Origin of the sequence: Hymenobacter sp., assembly GCF_031398885.1 — a bacterium.
GTDB lineage: Bacteria > Bacteroidota > Bacteroidia > Cytophagales > Hymenobacteraceae > Hymenobacter.
On the sequence record NZ_JANNOD010000047.1, the window covers coordinates 1 to 19712 of the forward strand.

Here is a 19712-nt window from a genome sequence, read left to right on the forward strand (position 1 = left end):
CGCGCCAGCTGGTGGACGAGTGGATGCTCGACTACAACACCCAACGGCCGCACCAAGCCTTGAATTTTATGACCCCACTCGAATTTAAACAAGCGGCTTAACCTCTGCTAACTACTGGCTTACCGAATGGGGAAGCGGACACCACTATCTTCCCACGCTACAAACCTGGGCGGAACCGCAGTCGGTGACATTGACAGTCCCGAGTTGCGACGCCCAAGACTTACCACATGTCATCAGGCAGATGGAGCGGGTGTTGGTCCGGCTTAACAACCGCTTTTACAAGCAGTACAAACGCGGGACGCGCTTTTCTCCCCTTGTTGGGCTGCGGAAGCTGGAGTGCACCTTCCACGACGGTCGCTACCACCCCCATTTTCACTTCTTATTGCGGGATACCGTCATAGCTAACGACTTGCGGAGCGCGTGGCTCGAAGCCTATCAACATGCAGGGATTGCTGTGAGGGCTCAATCGGTGATGCCATTAGCAACGGCCTCTATTGGACAAGCCTTAAATTATTTAACCAAACCCGTTCACTCTCCCAGGCAGTCGACCTCCCTGCCTGTGCACGCCTTGGATTGCATTTTTCGAGCGTTTCAAGGCAAACAGATAATTCAAGATTATAAAGATGCTCCTTGGTTGCCTCCTATTGACTTCGAATTTAATGAGTTGAGGTACTCCGCCGCCAAGATGACTTGTTACACCTGGAATGCCAAAGCAGGAGCATGGCTCAACTCCAAGACAGGCCATTATTTAACTTAATAGTTGGGCGTGTCAACGAGGAAGACAGTTCCTGGCAATGAACCTCGTTGACATGCCCTACTATTTGTACTGCGCTTTGCGCGCTTCGTTCACCTCTAAAAATTCTGCGTAGTTCTTCTTTATGCCATTTTTTGCAGGTATTGGGGACTTTAATGAAACTGCACTAGCGGGAAGTCGACTAAGTCGCGCAACGGCATTTCTAGGCCTTCGGCCAAGCACACCAACACGTCTAGGGTCGGTGAGGTCTGGGCGGTCTCGATGCGGTACACGGTCTTTTTCGTGATATCTGCCGCGTCCGCTAGCGCTTGCTGGCTCCAGCCCTTGGCTTCGCGCAGGGTGCGCAAGTACTGCCCAAAGGCCTGGTTGCTCGCGGGCTTCTTCACGGCCGCAAGCTCCGAGAAAGCCGAAAGCAATTTGTGGACACATGAGTCCACAGTTTGAAATAAAATGGTATGTTTGCCGGTACATCTGCGGCGGGAATAGGCCCTTGGCAGTTGTGCTGACTCCTTCCATGAAATTATTTAATGCAGTGCACGTCTGCTGTTGCCTCGCTGCTGGCAGCATCGTTACGCCAAGCACGGGCTATGGCCAAGCGGCCCACAAAAAGGCCATTATCTTTAGCACGGGCTACCAGTACCTGACGCGCACCAGTCAGCTCACGCCGTTCCGCTACACCCGTTCTTTTCGGGGAACAGGCCCACTTTTTACGACGGTCTACAAACTGTATCATCCCACCAAGGGCACGCCCTTTCTCACGATTACGGCCAAGCACGATAAGCCCGCTCAAACAGTCGTCGTGGAGGTTGCCGATACTCAAGGCAGTATTTTCTCTCAGATTAACCAGGAAGAAACCACGTACGAAGGCACGCCCGTCACGGGCTTCGGCTTTCGCGGGGCTGTGGGCGGCCTGTTCGGCAAACGCATCCCTAATCAACTGGGTCTACAATTCACGAGCCGCCGCGCGGAGCAGGTCAAGGTGTTAAGTGTATTAGGGGAGCACGAGGGCAATGACTTTGAGTTTTTTACCCTGGAGGCGGAAACAGTCTTGCCTCAGTTGCCGAAGGGCCCAAAACCTGTGCGCCCCGTACAGGCTCAGTCCGTGGCCTCCTCCCCCCTGACACGTGATACGTCCACCACCCGGCCTTATACTTTCATTGAACAGATGCCCGAATACGAAGGGGGGCAGCAGGCATTAAATTATTTTATCTACAAGAACACCCAGTACCCGGCCTTGGCAAGCCGCAACGGGATAATCGGTCGGGTATTCGTACAGGTGGTCATTGACGAAACCGGCCAGCTAGGAGAGCCAACTATATTGAAAGGCTTAGGAAATGGCTGTGACGAGGAAGCTTTACGCGTCATTCGCTTGTTACCGGCGTTTACACCGGGAAAACAAGGAGGCGTTCCAGTGAAAGTGAACTACACCATGACCGTTTCCTTTGCACCTAGGTACTAGGTGTATGAAGCTGTTTAGAAAGTCAGTTTGGCGTTAATTTTTCGCAAAAAGAGGACGAGAAACGCGAGCCAATGAAAGGCCAGCCAGTTGCCAACGCCGGTTTCGTAGCGCACGAGCAGGGTTTTGAAGCTGTCGAGCCACGCATTGGCGTGTTCGATGACGGCGCGGCGGCGATAGAGTTCGGGGTCAAAAAACGTGTCGTCGTCGGTTTGCCAAGCGGTGGCGCGGCGGTTGCGGGCGATGTTGGCTTCGATGGCACGGGCGGCACAGACTTGGCGCAACTCGATGGTGTCGAACGCGCTGTCAGCGTTTAAAAACAGCCCGGCCACGGCAATGCCGGCCGCTTCGAGCAGCACGCAAAGTTCCTCAAACAAGGCCGCCAGGCGAAAGCGGTCGTGGTGGTTGCCCGCCTGCGGCGTGGCACAGGCCAGGGGCTGGCCCTGGTTATCGGCCAGGAACAGGGCCGTGGTGGTCCGGGCCTTTTTGCGCCCTTGGCAGCCCACGGCGGCTCCCCCGTTTTTGGCCGGCGTGTGGCTGCCGTCGAGTTGGACGCATGAGCAATCCAGCCAGTGCTTGTTCCGGCGCAACACGCTCAGCCAAACGGTTTGCCACGAGCCGTCTTTGCGCCACGTATTGAAGCGGGCGTACACGCCTTGCCAGCTCAGGGTGGCCCCGGTAAAGAACTGTTTGACGGGCAGGTAGCGCCACTGGCAACCGGTTTTGAGCTTGTAGAGCACGGCCTCCAGTAACTCGACCGGGTCCACCCGGCTGGGCCGCCCGATGCGGGACTGGGTCAAGTGGGGTAAAATCCAGGTGCGGATAATAGCTTTGGGCAGGACTTCCATGAAGCAGGTGAAACAAGGTGGCTCGCACCCCAAAGTGCGCCCGTCGCGTGGGAGTCCTTTGCGTTTCTGTTGGCCGTCGGCTACTTTCTAAACAGCTTCGATAGTCCCAGCGTGAGGTGAGACGGGTCACGGGTAAAGATAGTCGGGTTCATTTGCCATTGGAGAGCATCAAAAAGTGTGGGGCAATCGGGCTAAGCGGCCATCGGAAGAGGCTCCGCTGGCAGTGGGCGAAAGCCGGGGTGTTGCTGCCGAAAACACGCTTCCCACTCCTCGTTGAGCACCTTGGTGCGGGCCTGCACGAGCAGGTGCGCGCCTTTTTTAGTCCACTGCATTTGTTGCCGCTTCACCATTCGCTTGGCTAGCACCTGATTTACCGCCGACTCGACAAAGCCGGTGGAGACGCGTTCGCCGTAGCGACGGCGCTCGGCATAGTCCACGATGAAGCCGCTGTTCTGCTCCACGTAGGTGTGAAAGTCAGCCATCAATCGGGTCAACGGCTTCCACTTACTGTATTTCCTGGCCACGAGCGGGTCGTCTTGGTGCGTGGCCAGGGTGTCGTCCAGGTCGGCTATCTTTTCCACGGCCCGCCCGGCGTTGCCGTGCCAGAGGTGCCACTTGATGCTGGTCAAGCTGTCCTGTAGCGCTTTTCCCCAGTCGCATCGACCTGAGCGAAGCCCAGCGCGTACTGGTGCAGCACGGTCAGGCGCATGGTCAGGTGAAATCAGTCCAGGATATGAGTGGACTCTCTTCCACCTGCCGCTGATACTCCTGCTCCTTTTTGGAGACGCGCACGAAAATGACGGCCTGTTGCATACCGATGGCAGCGTCTGGGCTTTGCTGCCAGAAACCAGCAACAGCATTCCGAAAAATCAGTTTTTCAAAGCTGTATCAGTTGAGTAGAAACTATGTTGGGTATCCGTCTGCCGGGTAGTGAAGTGGCGCCTGGCCAACCCCCAACGCTTAGTCTGGCGTAAAAGGGTCAACACATTGGTTTGCTCCACATCGCTTTTTAAGAGCGCTAGCTTAATCACCGTAGCGGATGGTTATTGGATCGGCGTGCAATGATTCCACAAATCTATTGCCCAAAGCCAACCCTAACCCCAAAGACACGCCGAGACTATAGCTTCCGGTGGGTATTTTTACCGCCTTGTCGGCGGTGTAAGGTTTGGCCGCATTGGGCTGCAACACGTCCGTTATGTGTAACAATACCTTCATGTTGCCGTGAGCCGGAATCGTAACCGCGTCACTTGCCCAGAGATTGACCTGACTGGGTTTGTCGTCAATGGCGACCCGAGCTATCGATAACGAGCGGAACACCCCGTCCGGCTCCCCTACTTTACGTCTTTTATGGTCAAAAGTGAGCCGCGAACGATGGGGGAAGAAAACGTCGACTCCAGTCGCGTCAACCAACCTGATGCCCAAAAAGTCCACTGGGTTTTTTATCACCACGGCGGCGGTTGAGTCGTTGCTGATGACCAGTACGGCAACCAGTCCTTTCTCAGAATGCTGCTGGAGGGTATCTGCTCTTACGCTAGCCTTTATGGCTCTTTTCTGCTTAGCACCAAAGGAAGACTTAAGCGCCTCCTCTCGCACTCTTTGCGCCGCAGCCCTGCGTCCCATGCCTGCGTTGAGCAACAGCACCAGGGCAGCGAAAACGATGAGCTTGGGTTTCATTTCTGGCGGAAAAAGGTAAAACATCCCCATTAGCGGCAGTAAGTACAGCGGGGCCAAGTAGTACGGCTAGCGGCGTAGAAGCAGATGGAGGATATCATTTGATTCACGACGTTGCGCTCCGCAATATCGGTTGGCCCACCTGGAGAATGGTCTCCCGCTAGCCTTATCTGTCCTATGTACTCGGCATCCCAAAAGGTTCTGGCTCTGCCGTCAAGTCCCGGTTCGCTTTGGAATGCGGGCAAGTTCCTCAATTGGGTTACGGCAGCCGACTCTGATTGGCCCGTGTGGGGCACGGTCAAGCTTTCAATGCGCGCCTCAATGTCCGGGACAACGGCGTCCAGCGCGGGCTGCAAATGGCGCTCATGCACTGCTTCGTGATTCTGAATAGCACTGACCATATACCATAAGCCTTTCTGATGGCTTAAATTATGTAAGTCATTGATTTGTTGGCAGGCGTTGCCACCGTTCGTATTTCCGCCGTATGGACCAGTAATTTGTGCTACCCCTAATTGAACAGCATCGACTTCTCCTGCGCGTTGGTAACCGTGACGGTACCGGCCGTGGAATGCCGGGCGCAGCCCACGGCAAACTTTTTTAGCAGCGGCGGCCCGATGACCACCGAATATGCTTTGCCCTGGCGGTTGGTGCCCGTGGTGGATGAAAGCCCGGCCTGCGCCGATGAGTGAGACTTCATAAGGTAGGCCCAGTGGTGATGGGCCCCTTTATCCCGCACTGTTTTTATGCGCTCCCATGCCGGCTTTCATCGGCCACCGAGGGTGCGGCGCGGTGGTACCTGGTTCAGCAACCAGGTGGTCAGTTCCTCGGCAGCGACGTTGTTTTGAAACTCGGCGGGCAGGTGCGTGTTGCCAATGTACTCGTTGTATATCCACGGGTCGCCCACGGCAAACACGGTGCCCTTGCCCAGGCGGGCCGTGGCCATGATTACGTCACCCCGGTCGGTGAGCAGGGGCGTAGCGCCGCCGGTAGCGCGCAGCGTCGAAATTCCCTTTAGGTAAAGCGTACTGCCGACGTGAAGTACCGGGTTGGCTTCCGCGACCACAATTTTGCCGATGCTCAGGTCCTCGCGCACGACGGCGTTGCGCGTCTTGTTAGTGAAAGCCAGACCGAACTGAGCTGCCAGTTGGTTGAAACGGGTTAGCTCGGCATTGGCAGAATCATTGGCCAGCAGCACCAGCACACCGCCCTCCCTTACCCACCGCGTGACGGCGGCCACGTGCGAATCGGTCATATAGTTCGGCTGCGGGGTTTCGCGCTCGGTATCCGGGTCGGAGATGATGTAGAGGTCCGTCGCCAGCAGGTTTTCACGGGTCGGAGCCGTTGGCAACGTGGCCAGGACGGCTCCTTTGCTCGTAAAAATTGCCCCCCACTGGGAGTAGCCCGAATCCTGCTTGTCTTCCCAAGTGTAGTGAAATAACTCAGGGCGCCCATCTGGACCGGTCCGAAACTCGCGGTTGAAATAGTTGTCCAGCGTTACCGTAACCGGACGAGCAGCGGCGACCGGGGCGGTGGCCGACGGCCGCGAGGAGGTGGTGCAAGCCAGCAGGGTGCCCGCCAGACAGGAAAGCAAAACCGATGTCTTCATAGGTAAATTTTTAGCGCTGTAAACCGTTATCCTCTACTTAAAATTTCTTGATATTTTCCTTCCTAAGAGGCTGTTCGCCCTTCGGCTGAACTTCCGGGACACGGATTTTCTTCGGGTCAGTCCGCTGGTTCCAGCGCAACAGGCCTTCGATGAAATAGTAGTCGGCGTAATTGATGGGCACGTCGATTTCCGAGTTGTGGGGTAAGTGCCCGGTGGAATGCATGAGGATGAAGCTGTTATTCGTATTGGGTTTAGCCAAATATGCCGGTGAAGCCAGGCTGCTCAGCATCTGCCCCGCAGCCTGCTCGTAAGCGACTTTTTTGCCGGGAGAATACCGGCTTAATTCCAGCAGCCCGGAAGCGGCGATTGCCGCCGCGGAGGCGTCGCGGGGACGTCGGGGTTGGGCCGGGGCGTCGAAATCCCAGTAGGGCACTTTGTCGGAGGGCAGGCTTTTGTGGTTGAGGAAGAAGTCGGCAATGGCCTGGGCCTGGCGCAGAAAGCGCGGGTCCTGGGTTTCGCGGTAGGCCACGGTGAAGCCGTACAGGCCCCAGGCCTGCCCCCGCGCCCAGGCCGACGCGTCGGCGTAGCCCTGGTGGGTTACGCGCTGGCGAACCTGCCCGGTAAGCGTATCATAATCAACGACGTGGTAGCTACTGTGGTCGGACCGGAAGTGGTTTTTCAGGGTGTTCAGAGCGTGGGTGGTGGCAATGCGGTAATAGCTGGAGTCGCCGGTCTGGCGGGTGGCCCAGTAGAGCATTTCCAGGTTCATCATGTTGTCGATGATAACCGGATACTGCCACACGTCCCGGCCATGGTCCCAGGAGCGAATGGTGCCCGTTTTGGGGTTGAAGCGGGTAATCAGGGACTTGGAACCCTGAAGGATGATGCGCTTATATTCCGGGTCGCGGGTGAGGCGGTAGCCGTTGCCGAAGCTGCAAAACAGCATGAAGCCCAGGTCGTGGGTGCCGGTATTGAACTGTTCTTTCTTCAGGTCGGCAGTCCATTGCCGGGCCAGCTTTTCCCACTTCTTATCCCTGGTGTAGTCATACATCAGCCACAGAGAGCCCGGAAAAAAGCCGCTGGTCCAGTCCGGCGACTCCACCGTGGCCAGGGAACCGTCTTTGGCGGTGGAGCGGGGGTAGCGGCCGGGGGGCATTTTCGTCTGGGCCAGGGTTGCTAAGTGAGTCTGCGCCGTTTGGAGCGCAGCTTTGACCGGTACGGCTACTTCCGTCCGGAAGGCGGCCAGCCCCAGCGCGAGGCCGAGCAGCAGCGAAGTTTTTGGGAAACGCGGGCGCATAGCTTAGTAGTTGGTTAAAGCAGGGGTGTGAAATTTGCCGGATTGGGCCGCTTTTTCGGGCAGCAGCAGCACGCTCAGCGTGCGTTTGGCCCCCGGCGGCAGCGTCAGGTCAAAGCCGACCAGCGTGGTGCCGGGGTTGGGCGCGTCGTAGTCCTGGGGCGGGTCCGTAGCCCAGGTTTGCAGCGTGATGGTGGCGGGTTCCCGCACTTGCAAAATAAGCTTCTTGCCGTCTTTGGTCAGCTCGGCGCGGTTTTTTCCAACCAGCTTCACGCTCGCCGGGGTTAGCATGGCCCAGCGCACGGTAGTGGCTTTATTGGCGGCCCGCAGCTCGTCGCGCACCACCACGTAGCGCCCATCCACAATGGCCACGCCCCGATTGGCTTGCGCTAAAGTATTATTATAGAGACTGGTAAGGTCGGTGGTGGCCCGCATGAAGCCCGGCGCGGCGGCGGCGCGCGTGATAGGGGCGTACCCATCTACGAGCTGCAAGCCGTCATCGACCGTTAGGGTGCTGTGGGCGCGGTTGGTGTGGCGGTACACCTGCCAGCGCTGGGCATCCTGGCCTTTGCCCCAGATATCCAGGCCTTTCGCTTCCAAGGAGCTGTAGTCCTCGGGGCCAAAATCCATGGCCCAGCGTACCCCGTCGGCCTCCATCACAAACGAGCCCACATCCATGTGCCCGTGATTGACGGAGGGCGAACCGCCCTTCAGCCCGACGAAGATGGCCCGCGGGTCGGTCCAGGAAGTACGCATGAGCGCTACGGGATTACTGCCGCCGCCCGTCCACAGCAGGGCTTTCGGCGGCGACAGCGCATTGAGCCGGACGCCCCCGTTCCAGAGCACAAGGGCGGGCAGCAGGCGGTGGGCCACAAACTTCTTGTCGCGGTGCCGCGCCAGGCGGTGCTGCTCGCCCCACAGCAGCGACGCATCGTTGGTGCGGTGGGCAAACCAGAACAGGGCCGGGTGCAGGCTGCCCCCCGGCCCCGAGTCGGAGTAGTTGAAAGCGGCCCCCGTGGGCCCACTCATGTGGGTGACGTAGGCAGCAGTTTTCAGGAAGCCGGGTTGAGCGGTCAGGCCGAAATCCCGACCGAAAGCTTTTTCCAGGGCCGCCACCAGCAGCACGTTGAAGCTCGTGCCGTAGTCCCAGTAGGTGTAGCCCTCCGGATAGGCGCCGTCGGGGGCGTACTCGCGCATGGGCAGCTCGATGGTGTTGATGGCGCGGTTGATGATTTTTTTCGCCACTTCCGGGTGCTCGTCGTAGAGTGCCAGCGCCCCGTAGGTCATGCCCGCGTTGCAGACCTGATTCCAGTTGTGCGTAGCCGTGAGCCAGTTGGGGTCGCCGGGCGGACCGAGGGAGGGCACCAGCCCTTTGGTCAGCAGGGCTTCGCCGATGGCCAGGCGCGACGCCGGGGGCAGCTGCTTGTACAGCCAGTCGTAGCCGATGGCCAGGGCCAGGGTCATCTCGGCCACGTCCAAGAAATGCTCGGGGTTCCAGTCGCGGAAAGCGGCGGCGGCCAGCATTTCCCGCTCGGCCCGCTCGGCGTAGCGCTTATCCTGGGTGAGGCGATAGGCATAAGCCAGAAAAAACACCCGCCGCAGGCACTCCCGCGACACGGTGAGCAGGCGGCGACCCACCAGCGCGCGCTGCACGGGGGCCACGCGCGTCAGACTGTCGCACTCCCGCAGGATGGCCCGGTGCACGGCCGCCCAGGTGGTGTCGGTGGCAATGGTTTGCCGGATGGCGGCCTCCTCGCCCTCGCGCAGCAGCAGCCGCGGATGCCCCGACAGCTTTGCCGAGCCGATGTAATCCGGCTGAGCCCTGGCCGTAAAGCCGCTCAGCAGCAGAAGTACTACAAACAGGTAGGTGCGCATACGTGTAGAATTAGGGCGCTTTCACCTCAGTCCGGTCGCTTGGCTTACCCTGGGAGTGCAGCAGGCGCTGCATTTCCATGCACGTAAAGAGCAGCGGAAACAGGCCGTGGGCGTCGTCGGGGCTCACGGGGCGGGCGTCGTACTTGGCCGGGTCGGTGCTGATGTTGGTGCCGACTACCGAGCCTTCCACGGTGCCATCGGCGGCAATTACGCTTTCCAGGGCCCGCCAGCCGCGCAGGGCCGCGGGCTGGTATTTTTTCGGCGGAAGCCAGCCCTGGTTGATGCCCCGCGCCAGGGCCAGGGTGAAAATGGCGGTACCCGACGTTTCGCGAAACGACTTGGGGTCAGTCAGAATGTTGCGCCAGAAGCCCGAGGCGTCCTGCGCGCCCACGATGCCGTCGATGTGACGGCGGTAGAAAGCCAGGATTTTGGGGTAGTCCTTGTGGCTTTTGGGCAGGCGGCCCAGCACTTCCATGGTGGCCCACGCGGCCCATCCGTTGGCCCGCGACCAGTACGGAATGCGCTGCTCGGGCCGGTTAGTCATATAGCCCTGGGGCAGCAGCCGGCTGTCGGGGCGGCGCAGGTAGCCGGCCAGGCCGAGCAGCTGGCGGGCGGCCTCGTCGTAGTAGCGCTGCTTCTCCGGGGCATTGGCGGCCAGCTCGGCCGAAAAGAGCAGAAACGGAATGCTCATGAACATATCATCGGCCCAGACGGTGAACTGCTCGGGCGTGCGGCGGGCCAGCACGCCATCGGGCAGGCGCACTTGCTCTTCCATAATGTAGCGCCGCAACGGGGCCACGAACTGCTCGTAGGCCGGCCGACCAGCAAAGCTTTCATCCTCCCGCAGCCGGTAAAGCAAGGGCAGCGCGGGCGCGGTGGTGTAGTCGAGCATGGGCCGCCCCACCATCTGGTACTGCATGGCCTGGAGCGCGTGCCGCGACTCTACCTGATAAGCAAAAAAGTCGCGGTGGCCGATGATAAAGTCGCAGTACCGGGCGGCAAACTCGGCGTACTTTTCCTGGCGCGTGGCCTCGCTGAGCTTCTGTAGGCCCCACATCAGCCCCCCGATAAAGTAGTTGTACTGGTACATGGGGCTGCCCGTGGCCGCTACCACTACGTCCGGCCGGGGCACGGTCCAGGTGAAGGCGCGGCCGTCGTTGTAGTACAGCGCGCCGGGGGTGAAGCCGGCTTCGGGCGGAAACGTGGCCTCGGGGCCGGGGGCGGCGAAAGGCCCCACGGTCAGCCAGGTGGCGCGGCTTACCTTGGGGGCCAGGGGCTGCAAGCTGAAACGAATGCGGCGGGCGGTGTCGGGCAGCTCCAGCAGGTGGCGCGACTGCAAATAAAACAGCCAGCGCTGCCCGGTGGGCCGCGCCGACTGGCCGTCGCTGAACGACTTGACCAGAATTTTATTGACGCCTTTTTTCAGGGCTACCCGGAATGAATCGGTCAGGGCCAGGGTGTTGTCTTTCCACACGATTTCCCCGTAGCCCACGCTGAACTCCTGGCGGCCCGTTTTCTCGTAGGCTACCCGGTCGTTTACCCACAGCCGGAGCGCGTCGTTGTGGCTAATCTCGAAGGTAACCGTCTGGTCCTGGGGGCTGATAACGGTGCTCAGGCCGTAGGCCGTGCCCTGGGGGCTGCCCAACGTCTGCTCGAAGTCGACGTATTCCAGAAAAGGATTTTTGGGCTGGTCTGTCAGCTCCAGGCGGTAGGCGCCCGTGCGCAGAATCTTATCGGCCACGGCCTGGCCCACGGCCAGGGGCGTGCGGGTGCCCACCAGGGCGGGGTTGGTTTTTTGAGCGAAGCCAGGGGCACAAAAGCCCCCCAGCCCCAGGTACAAGCCGCAACAGACAAGCAGTTTCATAACCCTAAATTTTTTCGAACTGAAGCTTAACGGCTCCCTGGCGGGTGCCCGCGGGCAAAGCCAGGCGCAGGCGCACGCCGCCCGAATTTCCGGTGTGCAGGCCCTTTTCGGCGGCCAGCCCCAGGAGGACGCGGGTGCCCGCCGGCGCGTCCTGCAAGGTGAAGGCGTACACGGCCTTGCCCACCTGAATGCCGTAATGTTTCACCTGGTCGGCTGCGAAGCTGCGGTCCCGGAAATGCCCCCCGCCGCTGGGCAGCTCGCCCCGGCCGATTGCCTGAATCTCTTCCCCGGCCCACAAGCCGTAGAGCTTATCCGGCGGCACCAGCAGATGGAAATCCAGGGAAGTAGAGTCGCCCTGCAGCCCGGCGAGTTGAATGGTCATGGTGAGCTGCTTGCCCTGAAAGGCGTAGCTGCTTTGCAGGGTGCCGCCCTGCTGCCCCTTGGCGGAGCTGAGGTTTTCGCGCCAGTTCACGGTCACGCCGTTGGCTTCGGTGGCGGTGATGGCTTCCAGCTTCTGGTGGGAATCGTAGGTGGCGACTTTGCCGCGCACCCGCACGTGCGGAAAGCCGGCCCAGTCGTTGGTGTCGCCCAGCCGCAGCTTCGCCTTTTCTACTTCTGAAGGCAAGGAGTGCTGGGTGGAAAATAAAACACCTCCTTCGGCGTGCCAAAGGTTGGCGAAGCCCCTGGCCCAGATGCTTTTGTCGTAATTGAAGAAAGATGCCTGAAACGGCCCCTCGCGCACCACCACGCCTTCAATATCGGGGAAGCGACCCAGCTTTTCGTAGGTTGGGGCGGCGGGCGCGACGGTCAGCGCCTGCGCCCACTGCGCCAGGTTGTCCGACCAGCCCGGACTGCCGAACTGCCGCACCAGGTAGGCCGCCTGCGGATTGCCGAAGGCGGCCTCCGTGAACGTCACCTTCGGCAGTACGTTGCCGGCGTGGGAAGTGCGGGTGCCGAAGTTGCCCAGCCACACCAGACTGGGCGTAACGAACTGCTGCTGCAAGCGAAAAAACCGGCCCACCGTGGCCCGCAGCTCCGGGTCGCGCGAGTCGTAGGCGAACTGGGCCAGAAAATCGGCCCCCAGCATGTGGTAGTGGCCGGAAGCTCCCCCGTTTTCGCCCACAATCCAGCCGTTGGCCGTCACCTTGTCCCGCACCAGCTTGTTGCCGGCCTGCAGGGCCCAGCTTTTCCACTCCTCGTTGTTCAGCTCATTGCCCAGCCGCCAAAGCAGGCCAATCAGGTCGATGGAAGCGTTGAACACGTAGGTGTAGGTCCACGGGTTTTTATAAATCCACTCCCCCGTTTTGGTCATCGTGGCCCGCCAGTAACGGTCTTGTTCCGGGCTGAGGTGGCCTTTGAGCTTGCGGTATACTTCCACCATCTTGTTGCCGTGAAAAGCCGTGCCCCACGGGATGGTGCGCCACATCTGGTCTTTGGTAAGCCAGGTGTTGCGGTCGTACTCCATGAACGTACCCTCCGACAGCACCCGTTTGCGCAGCACGTCGTTGGCCACCAGCAGGGCGAATTTTCGGTACTGGGGGGCTTTTTTGCGGTCGTGGTCGGCCAGCCACAGGGCGTGGTCGGCGAACTTGAAGCCTTCGCGGGCCAGGCTGAAGTTCAGCTCGTCCTTAAACTTTTTCTCAATCAGGTCCAGGGCCACGGCCGCGTCGGAGCCGGCCGCGGCGAATACGGGCTGTACTTCCTCGCCGTAGCGGAGTTTGTAGAAATCTTCTACCTGGCGCACCGACAACGGTGCGGTAGCGGCATACGCCGCGGGGGCCTGCGCCAGCAGGTGGGGCCGGCCGGCCAGCGCCGCCAGCCCGCAGGCCAGCAGGGCGAGTAGATGTCGGTTCAGGTGAGCGAAGGTCATGGTCAGGTACGTGGCTGGACGGGTCGTGGGAGGCTTTTGGGGGCTTGCGTTTCTACCCTGTTTAAAGAGCCTGCTTCGGCAGAAACGATAATCAGTGCGGGGGTTTTAAGCTTAGGCGTGCCATTTTTCAGGTAACCAAAACTTCCCTACAGCCCGGCCGCCAGCAGGTTGAGGGTGAGCTGCACGGCGGCCGGGTCGTAGCGGGCGGTGGCGGCACTCGCGGGCCGGCTGCCGGGCAGCAGCCGCTCATTGACCAGGAGCTGACTTAGAATCAGGTGGCCTCTCCTGGGGCCGAAATTGATTTTGTACACCGGCGTGCGCACCAAGTCTTTGCCGGCCAAGGCCAGGGGCGCGAGGTCTTCGGCCTGCCCGCCCCGGCCGGCCGCGTACAGAGCCGCCAGGTCGTAGGACTTCACCGGGGCGTTGGGGTTCACGCTCATTTTGAGGGCCGGCGCGTCCTCCACCAAAAACGTGACCTGCCGCTTCAGCGAGTCGATAACGGCCTGGTCGCTGGCTTTGCCGGAGTAGGCGTAGAAGCCCTCCAGCTCGTAGGCGTAGTAGGCGGTGCCGGCCAGCTTTTCGCGGCTAGCGCCCCGGCTCAGCCACTTTTCCTGAATGGCCTTCTGGTTGAGGCCACTTAGCTCCATGGCCGTGGCCGGCACCAGCAGGCCGCCCCGCATTCCGTTCCAGAGCCAGGTGGCTTCCCGCGGCAGGTGTTGCCAGAGGCTGCTGTCCTGGGGCGCGGGGTGGAGGTGGCTTTCCGGCTCGGCCACTTCCCGGAAGGCCACGGCCAGCTGAAACGGCAGCGCGGTTTTTTGCTCGGCGCTGGCCGTTATTTCCCGTACGCCCTGCAAGGGGCCCAGGTCGCCTTCGTAGTAGCCCTGGCCCAGAAACCGGGGGCCGATATCGAGCATCACAACGTGCTGGCCCCGGTCCAGGGCCTGTTCGAGCTGCCGGGGCCAGGTGGGGTCGTCTTTTTTTTGGTCCCAGGTGCGGCGGCCGGTCACAACCAGGTCGGCTCTGGGGTCGGTGGCAGCCACCGTGCGCAGCCCAAAGCTGGTCAGCAGTTGCCGCAACTCAGTTTCTTCGGCCGGCACTCCGATTACCTTCCGGATTAGCTGCCGGGGCACCTGGGGCCGCAGGGTACGCACGTCCCAGGCCGACACCACCGGCAACCGGACCGCCGAGGCGGCGGGTGCGAGGATAGCGCTTATTTCCCACTCGCCCACCGTGGCCGGCAGCGTCAGCTGCACCGGTTCCACCCGCTGCTGGTGGGCGCCCACCACCGCTTGCACCACCTGGCTGAACACGGGTGCGGCAGCGGGCTGCTGCTTGCCCTTGATGGCCACGGTGGCCATCATCGTGGTTTCCTGGTCGGTGTCGTTGAAGAAATGCAGCGGCACCGTGAGGGCCTGCGCCGTCAGGAAGTTCCGGTCCCAGAGGTCCAGGCTGACGCTCACGGGCGCGTAGGCGGCCGTCAGGGCAGCCCACACCGGCTTGGGCCGACCCTGCTTCAGCGAGTCCAGAAACCAGTGGTTGCCGTCTTCGGGCGGGCCCAGGGCGCAGAAGGGCGAAAAGCCGGCCGCCCCAATGCGCCGCCAGTACTCGGCTACCTTGGCGTTGGCGAGAGTATGATGGCGCAGGCGCATTTCGCGGGTGTGGCGCGGTCCCAGAAACCGCCGAAACGCCGACGGAATGGTGGGGTAGTCCCCCATGTCGCCCTGCCCGTCCAAGTAGTTGCCCCCGAACTCATCCACCATAATGGGTAGGGGAAACTGCTGGAAGGAGTCGTAGTACAAGCCCAGATTCTCGAACAGACTCCACCAGTACTTATGCACGTGCAGCACGTCGCGGTGGCCAATGACCAGGGGCGGGTAGTTCTGCGCTACCGCCCCAATGGCCTCGAAGGCCCGCTTCAACTCGTCTTCGCCCTCGGTTTCGTTCCAGCCGTGCAGGAGCACCACGCTCGGGTGGCGCATACACAGGTCGAACCAGGCTGGCCACTGTTCCAGCAAGCTCGCGCGGGAAGCCCGCATGCCGTGAAAAAACAGCCACTCGGCCTGCACCATCAGCCCGTACTGGTCGCAGAGGTCGAGCAGGCGCTCGGGGGGCATTCCCAGGTGAAACCGCAGGGTGTTGGCCCCGTGGCTTTTCAGCCGCCGCACGATGTTCTGCTCAAACCACCGCTCGTCCCAGGCCAGCCGCGCCGATTCCGGGTCGCGCACCCAGCGGTGCCACACCACGCTGGCGGCCCGCAGCTTTTCGGGGTGGCCGTTCAGCTCAAACTGGAGGTTGTTGACCCGGAAGGCGCGGTGCCCGTAAGTCATCAGGTTCTCGTCGAGCAGGGTGCGGCCCCGCCGCAGCCGGGCGCGGAGGCGGTACAGGTTCGGCGCTTCGGGCGACCACAGCCGCAGCGCTTTGTTCAAGGAGATGCCTATTTTGCCTTGTGCCTCCGTCAGTCGGAATACGCTGTAAGCCAGAACTTTATTCTGCTGGTCCAGCACGTCCAGTTCCAGGGTCAGGTTGTTAAAGCGCTGGTTCTGCTTTGGCAGCCCCAGCTCGTAGCTCACGTAAGCCATGTCGGCGGACACGTCGGCGTAGGGTACGATGCGCTTGAGCCAGCTTGGGCTGTGGGTGTGCAGCACTACGTCATCCCAGAGGCCGGAGGAGACGTTGGAGCGCCACAAATCGGCGGGCGGAATCTTAGAAGCGTCCGTATCGGGGAGCTGGTCGAGGGGCAGGAGAGCAATTTCCAGGCGCACGGTGCGGCCGGGCTGTACCTGCTCGTGCCGGAGCTGATGGGCGGTGGGGGCCATGCCGCCGTTGGCGGCCGACACCAGGCGGCCGTTCACGTACACCGCCGGGCTGAAGCGGGCTCCTTTCAGTTCCAACGTGGCTGCCTGCCACTGGCCGGCCGGCAGCCGCACTTCGCGGCGGTACCAGAGCGTGTCAGCATTCACCTTTTCCGGGTCGGTGGCCAGTCCTGGCACCGGCACCGTACGTTGGTACTGCCGGTGCGTGCCCATTTGCCACTGCCCGTTCAGCAAGATGCGGGCGCTGGTTTGCGCCGGGGCTTGGAACGCTGATAAGGCCGTCGCCAGGAAGAATATTCCGGCCCTCAACAGCCGCACGTGATTCGGTAATCGCAAGGGTGGGTTTCGTTTATGTAGGCTGTTTAGTTCAATTGGCGGCCTAGAAGTGCGGCGTTCACCCGCGTTGCCCATTCTTCGACTCCCTAGCATCAGTTCGTGATTTTAGCCAAGCCGCTAATGGGTATCTCCACCTTATTCAGGCCCTTTTTCAGCTTTATTTTTCTGGTGGCAACCAACTGGCCAGTGCAGTCATAAACCAGCAGGTTTTTGCTTCTGGCATCCTGCTTCATTTCCACGGTCACGGCTCCGGCCGGACTGGCATTGATGATTAGCAGCTCCTGCGGAAGGGTATCGATGACAGCCACTTTATCGGGCGAGTAGGCGGCTACAATCATGCGCCTGGCGTCGCCGGCCAGCACCAGCGGGTAGTTATCCTGCGGATTTTGCGCCCGCAACGGGCTCCGCAGCAGCAGCTCCTGGTTGTCGTTCCAGAACTTGAGCCAGAAAGTCAGCATGGCGCGGTGGCGGGCCGGCTGCTCGGCCAGGCGCACCGAAATCTGGGGCACCGAGAACAGCACGTACAGCAATTGCCAGGCCGCCCTTTCCGCCGATTCGTTGGCGTGCCACATCAGCATATCGGAGTGCACGGCGGTGGTGCCGGCCAGCAGGCGCAGGTCCAGCACCCGCACCTTGTTTTCGAGGGCGTCGTTGGGGCAGTCGGCCGCCCGAAACATATTGCCGTACTTGCGCATGAGCGGCCCCGTGTACGCCTGCCGGAACTCGATGAGCACGTCGGGGTTTTGGGCCCGCAGCTCGGTCAGAATATCGGTCATGAGGCGGTCTACGGCCAGGTTCACGGAGGCGTAGTCGCGGCCGTTGGTGGCCTCCATCACGGTGCCCGCTTCGGGAATGAAGCGGTCGATGAAGTCGAGCTTGAAGCCATCGAGCCCCCAGGCCGTGGCCGCCGCCTTGTATTGGTCGATGAGGTAGCGGCGCACCTCGGGGAAGCGCGGGTCGAGCACGGAGCAGTCGAGGCGGTCGATGTCGTACAGGTACTTGCCCCGAAACCGCTCGTAGTTCTGGGCCTTGCGCCCCATAAAAGGCACCGCGTACCAGAGCATGAACTTCATATTCAGCCCGTGGACGCTATCCACGAAGGCCTTCATCTGCGGAACGCGGCGCGGCTCCCAGTCGCCGGTGTAGGCGTAGCCACGGTTGGTGTCCAGGGTCTGCCAGCCGTCGTCCACAATTACCGTTTCGCAGCCCATTGGGCGCGCGAGCCGGCACTCGCGCAGAATCTGGGCGGGGGTGAACTGCTGGTGGTAGCTGTACCAGGTGGAGTACATGGGCCGCGCGGCCGGGGCCGGCACCGGCGCGGGCTTGTAGAAGGGAAATGTTTCCCACCACTGGCTTACCTGCCGGAGGGCTTCCGAGCAGGGAATAGGGCGCGTATCCAGGCGAATGGAAAGCTGGTAGTCCGTAAAATCCGGCTGGGGTTCCGTAAACAGCTTCAGCTCGCAGAGCAGCTCCCCGGAATCTTCCACGACTTTCTCGGCAAACACCACCGAGTTGAGCGCGTCCGAGCAGGCGAGCGTGAGCCGGTTCTGGTCATTCGTGTTGTAAAAAGCCAGCACGGGTGCCTGGGTACTGATGCGCGACGTGAAGGCGTAGCTGCGGATTCCCGCCTTGTCGAAAAGCGTCGCCGGCGACCATTTGGCCTGAATATCGTTCAGCGGGTGCTTCAGGGCGATGGTCAGGGGCCGGGGCTTCCACTTCCCCGGTGCCCGCAGGTGGAGCGTAACCAGGTCCAGGCCCGCTGCTAGCTGCTTGCTCTCGAAAGACGCCTGCAAATCCTTCGTGTCGCCGGTCAGCAGCAGCACATGGGCGGACGTCTTGATTTGCACCGGGGTCTGGGCCCGGAGCGAAAAGCTTATACTAAACCAGAAGAATAGAAAAGAGGCGCTTCTTACGAACATCAGGGGGATATAAAACAACAATCAAAGGCTGGAGACACCCAAGGGGAGAGGGCTACTCCGACGTTTTTGCCGCCGCCCGCCAACTCCGAAGCGTGTCGTAAAAAGGTTGCTGTGGCGCGTACGGGGTGCCGTTTTTAACAAACCCCGGCCAGCCCCCCTCCCTGGGTGTTTGAATGAGCCGGTAGAGGCAGATTACTTTTATGCGGGGCTGGGTGTCGAAATAGCTCTTGGCCTCGGTCAGCATCCGGGCCCACTGGTTCCAGTCGTTGCGGAAGGGGTCTTCCTTGTAGTTCCACTCCCCGAAAATCACCGGCTTGCTGCCGTAGAGCCGCAACGCCTCTTCGGTTACTTTCTGCACGTCGGCCAGCGTATTCGCGTAGGGGTGCAGCCCCGCGTAGTCGCAGTACTTCAGGTAGCCAGCTTCCACGTACTGCCGGGTGACTTCGGTACTGATTTTATCGTTCTGCCAGGCCGTAAATGAGCCTCCCAACACCGTTTCGCCCCCCGCGTGCAACGAATACCACGCTGCTTTGAGCACGTTGTCCACGTACTGCGCCGGGGTGTATTTCCAGTATTTGCGCAAATTTAGCTCGTTGGATATCTCCCACACGTCTACGGCTTCCTTCATCCCCGGCGCGGCCTGCGCCCAGTCGAAGTAGGCTTTTACGTCCTCGTAGCGGGGCGGCTCGGCTCCGTCACGGGCATTGGAGCTGACCAGCAAAATCACCCGGAAGCCGGCTTTCTTAAAAGCCCGCGCCCGCTCAAACGACGGGGTATGCTCCTGGCGCTTGGCGTACTCAACATCGGCCCAGAGCCGCACCCACTCCACGCCCAGGTCCCGCAGAACGGGTATGGCGGCGGCTACGTCGGTGTCGTTGCCGACGTGCATTCCGTAGCGGCCGGCCCCGGACGGTTGTTGGGCTGCGCCGGGCCGGGCCGCGGCCAGCGAGAAAAGAACGAGCAGCGCGATGAGACGTCGGGGCATTGGATGATGGTCTTGAACGATGGCCTGGCGGGCACACTTGCGGCGGCCGGGTAGTGCGGCGGCTTGCCCAAACCCTCATTTTGCTCGCTTCGCCTGCCCGGAGTAATGACTAGTACAACTCACCTGCCTGCCATAGCTACTGAGGCAGCAAATATTTCTCCCATCCTCCCCGAAGTTGCTGGCCCGTCACGCTGGTACGAGGAGTCAGGTTTCAATTCCGTCATTTCAGTAGCCTTTGGGCCTGCGGCTTTGGCCGTTAGCAGCGTTGCTGTCCGGCCGTGGTACGCTGCTTTGGCTCGGGATAAAAGCCCACCCAGCCGTGCCAGGCACCTTGAGCTTGAGCGGCAACCTGCCTTATGCGCTGCGTTGAGGCGATGGTTTATTCCATGAAGCTATTCAGGAATTGAATGGACTGTCATGC

At 61.0% G+C, this 19712-nt stretch carries 16 protein-coding genes; 3 read left to right on the forward strand and 13 right to left on the reverse strand.

The features are described 5' to 3' along the window. Nucleotides 1-11: 11 nt before the first annotated feature. Both RMO51_RS22585 and RMO51_RS08385 read left to right on the forward strand, forming a co-directional pair. A complete protein-coding gene (locus RMO51_RS22585; RefSeq protein WP_409025038.1) occupies nucleotides 12-101 on the forward strand; it encodes an integrase core domain-containing protein in 90 nt (29 codons plus the stop codon). A gap of 281 nt (nucleotides 102-382) precedes the next feature. Further along, a complete protein-coding gene (locus tag RMO51_RS08385) occupies nucleotides 383-757 on the forward strand; it encodes a hypothetical protein (protein WP_310393751.1) in 375 nt (124 codons plus the stop codon). Nucleotides 758-906: 149 nt separating this feature from the next. On the opposite strand, the gene RMO51_RS08390 is transcribed toward RMO51_RS08385, so the two are convergent. Next, nucleotides 907-1140: a helix-turn-helix transcriptional regulator gene (locus tag RMO51_RS08390; RefSeq protein ID WP_310393753.1), complete on the reverse strand. Its 234-nt coding sequence runs from the start codon at nucleotides 1138-1140 to the stop codon at nucleotides 907-909. 128 nt (nucleotides 1141-1268) lie between these two features. On the opposite strand from RMO51_RS08390, the gene RMO51_RS08395 reads away from it, so the two are divergent. Then, nucleotides 1269-2213 carry an energy transducer TonB gene (locus RMO51_RS08395; RefSeq protein ID WP_310393755.1) on the forward strand — a complete coding sequence of 315 codons (945 nt, stop codon included), beginning with the start codon at nucleotides 1269-1271 and terminating at the stop codon, nucleotides 2211-2213. Nucleotides 2214-2227: 14 nt separating this feature from the next. Here RMO51_RS08395 and RMO51_RS08400 read toward each other — a convergent pair whose 3' ends face one another. The 12 genes from RMO51_RS08400 to RMO51_RS08455 all read right to left on the reverse strand — a co-directional run bounded on the left by RMO51_RS08400 (nucleotide 2228) and on the right by RMO51_RS08455 (nucleotide 19291). Continuing rightward, entirely contained in the window at nucleotides 2228-3058 is an 831-nt protein-coding gene (locus RMO51_RS08400) for an IS5 family transposase (protein WP_310393757.1), read from the reverse strand. Nucleotides 3059-3249: 191 nt separating this feature from the next. After that, the gene (locus RMO51_RS08405) at nucleotides 3250-3687 is read right to left on the reverse strand and encodes a hypothetical protein (protein ID WP_310393759.1); all 438 of its coding nucleotides are present in this window, start codon (nucleotides 3685-3687) and stop codon (nucleotides 3250-3252) included. A gap of 394 nt (nucleotides 3688-4081) precedes the next feature. Beyond that, nucleotides 4082-4732, reverse strand: coding sequence for a hypothetical protein (locus RMO51_RS08410; RefSeq protein ID WP_310393761.1), 651 nt, complete (start codon nucleotides 4730-4732; stop codon nucleotides 4082-4084). A gap of 505 nt (nucleotides 4733-5237) precedes the next feature. Further along, nucleotides 5238-5426: a hypothetical protein gene (locus tag RMO51_RS08415; protein ID WP_310393763.1), complete on the reverse strand. Its 189-nt coding sequence runs from the start codon at nucleotides 5424-5426 to the stop codon at nucleotides 5238-5240. 66 nt (nucleotides 5427-5492) lie between these two features. Then, complete coding sequence (locus RMO51_RS08420; protein WP_310393765.1) at nucleotides 5493-6335, reverse strand: DUF4350 domain-containing protein; 843 nt, start codon at nucleotides 6333-6335, stop codon at nucleotides 5493-5495. Nucleotides 6336-6372: 37 nt separating this feature from the next. After that, the gene (locus tag RMO51_RS08425) at nucleotides 6373-7632 is read right to left on the reverse strand and encodes a glycoside hydrolase family 88 protein (protein ID WP_310393768.1); all 1260 of its coding nucleotides are present in this window, start codon (nucleotides 7630-7632) and stop codon (nucleotides 6373-6375) included. Between the two features lie 3 nt (nucleotides 7633-7635). After that, nucleotides 7636-9504: a heparinase II/III family protein gene (locus RMO51_RS08430; protein WP_310393769.1), complete on the reverse strand. Its 1869-nt coding sequence runs from the start codon at nucleotides 9502-9504 to the stop codon at nucleotides 7636-7638. Nucleotides 9505-9514: 10 nt separating this feature from the next. Then, the gene (locus RMO51_RS08435) at nucleotides 9515-11368 is read right to left on the reverse strand and encodes a glycoside hydrolase family 88 protein (protein ID WP_310393771.1); all 1854 of its coding nucleotides are present in this window, start codon (nucleotides 11366-11368) and stop codon (nucleotides 9515-9517) included. A 4-nt stretch (nucleotides 11369-11372) separates the two neighbouring features. After that, complete coding sequence (locus RMO51_RS08440; RefSeq protein WP_310393773.1) at nucleotides 11373-13238, reverse strand: hypothetical protein; 1866 nt, start codon at nucleotides 13236-13238, stop codon at nucleotides 11373-11375. Between the two features lie 146 nt (nucleotides 13239-13384). Then, on the reverse strand, nucleotides 13385-16369 hold the full coding sequence (locus tag RMO51_RS08445; RefSeq protein WP_310393774.1) for a hypothetical protein: 2985 nt from the start codon (nucleotides 16367-16369) through the stop codon (nucleotides 13385-13387). A gap of 110 nt (nucleotides 16370-16479) precedes the next feature. Further along, nucleotides 16480-18306, reverse strand: a complete 1827-nt coding sequence (locus RMO51_RS08450) for an alpha-galactosidase (protein WP_310393775.1) — start codon at nucleotides 18304-18306, stop codon at nucleotides 16480-16482. 52 nt (nucleotides 18307-18358) lie between these two features. Beyond that, nucleotides 18359-19291, reverse strand: coding sequence for a hypothetical protein (locus tag RMO51_RS08455; protein WP_310393776.1), 933 nt, complete (start codon nucleotides 19289-19291; stop codon nucleotides 18359-18361). Nucleotides 19292-19712 lie beyond the last annotated feature (421 nt).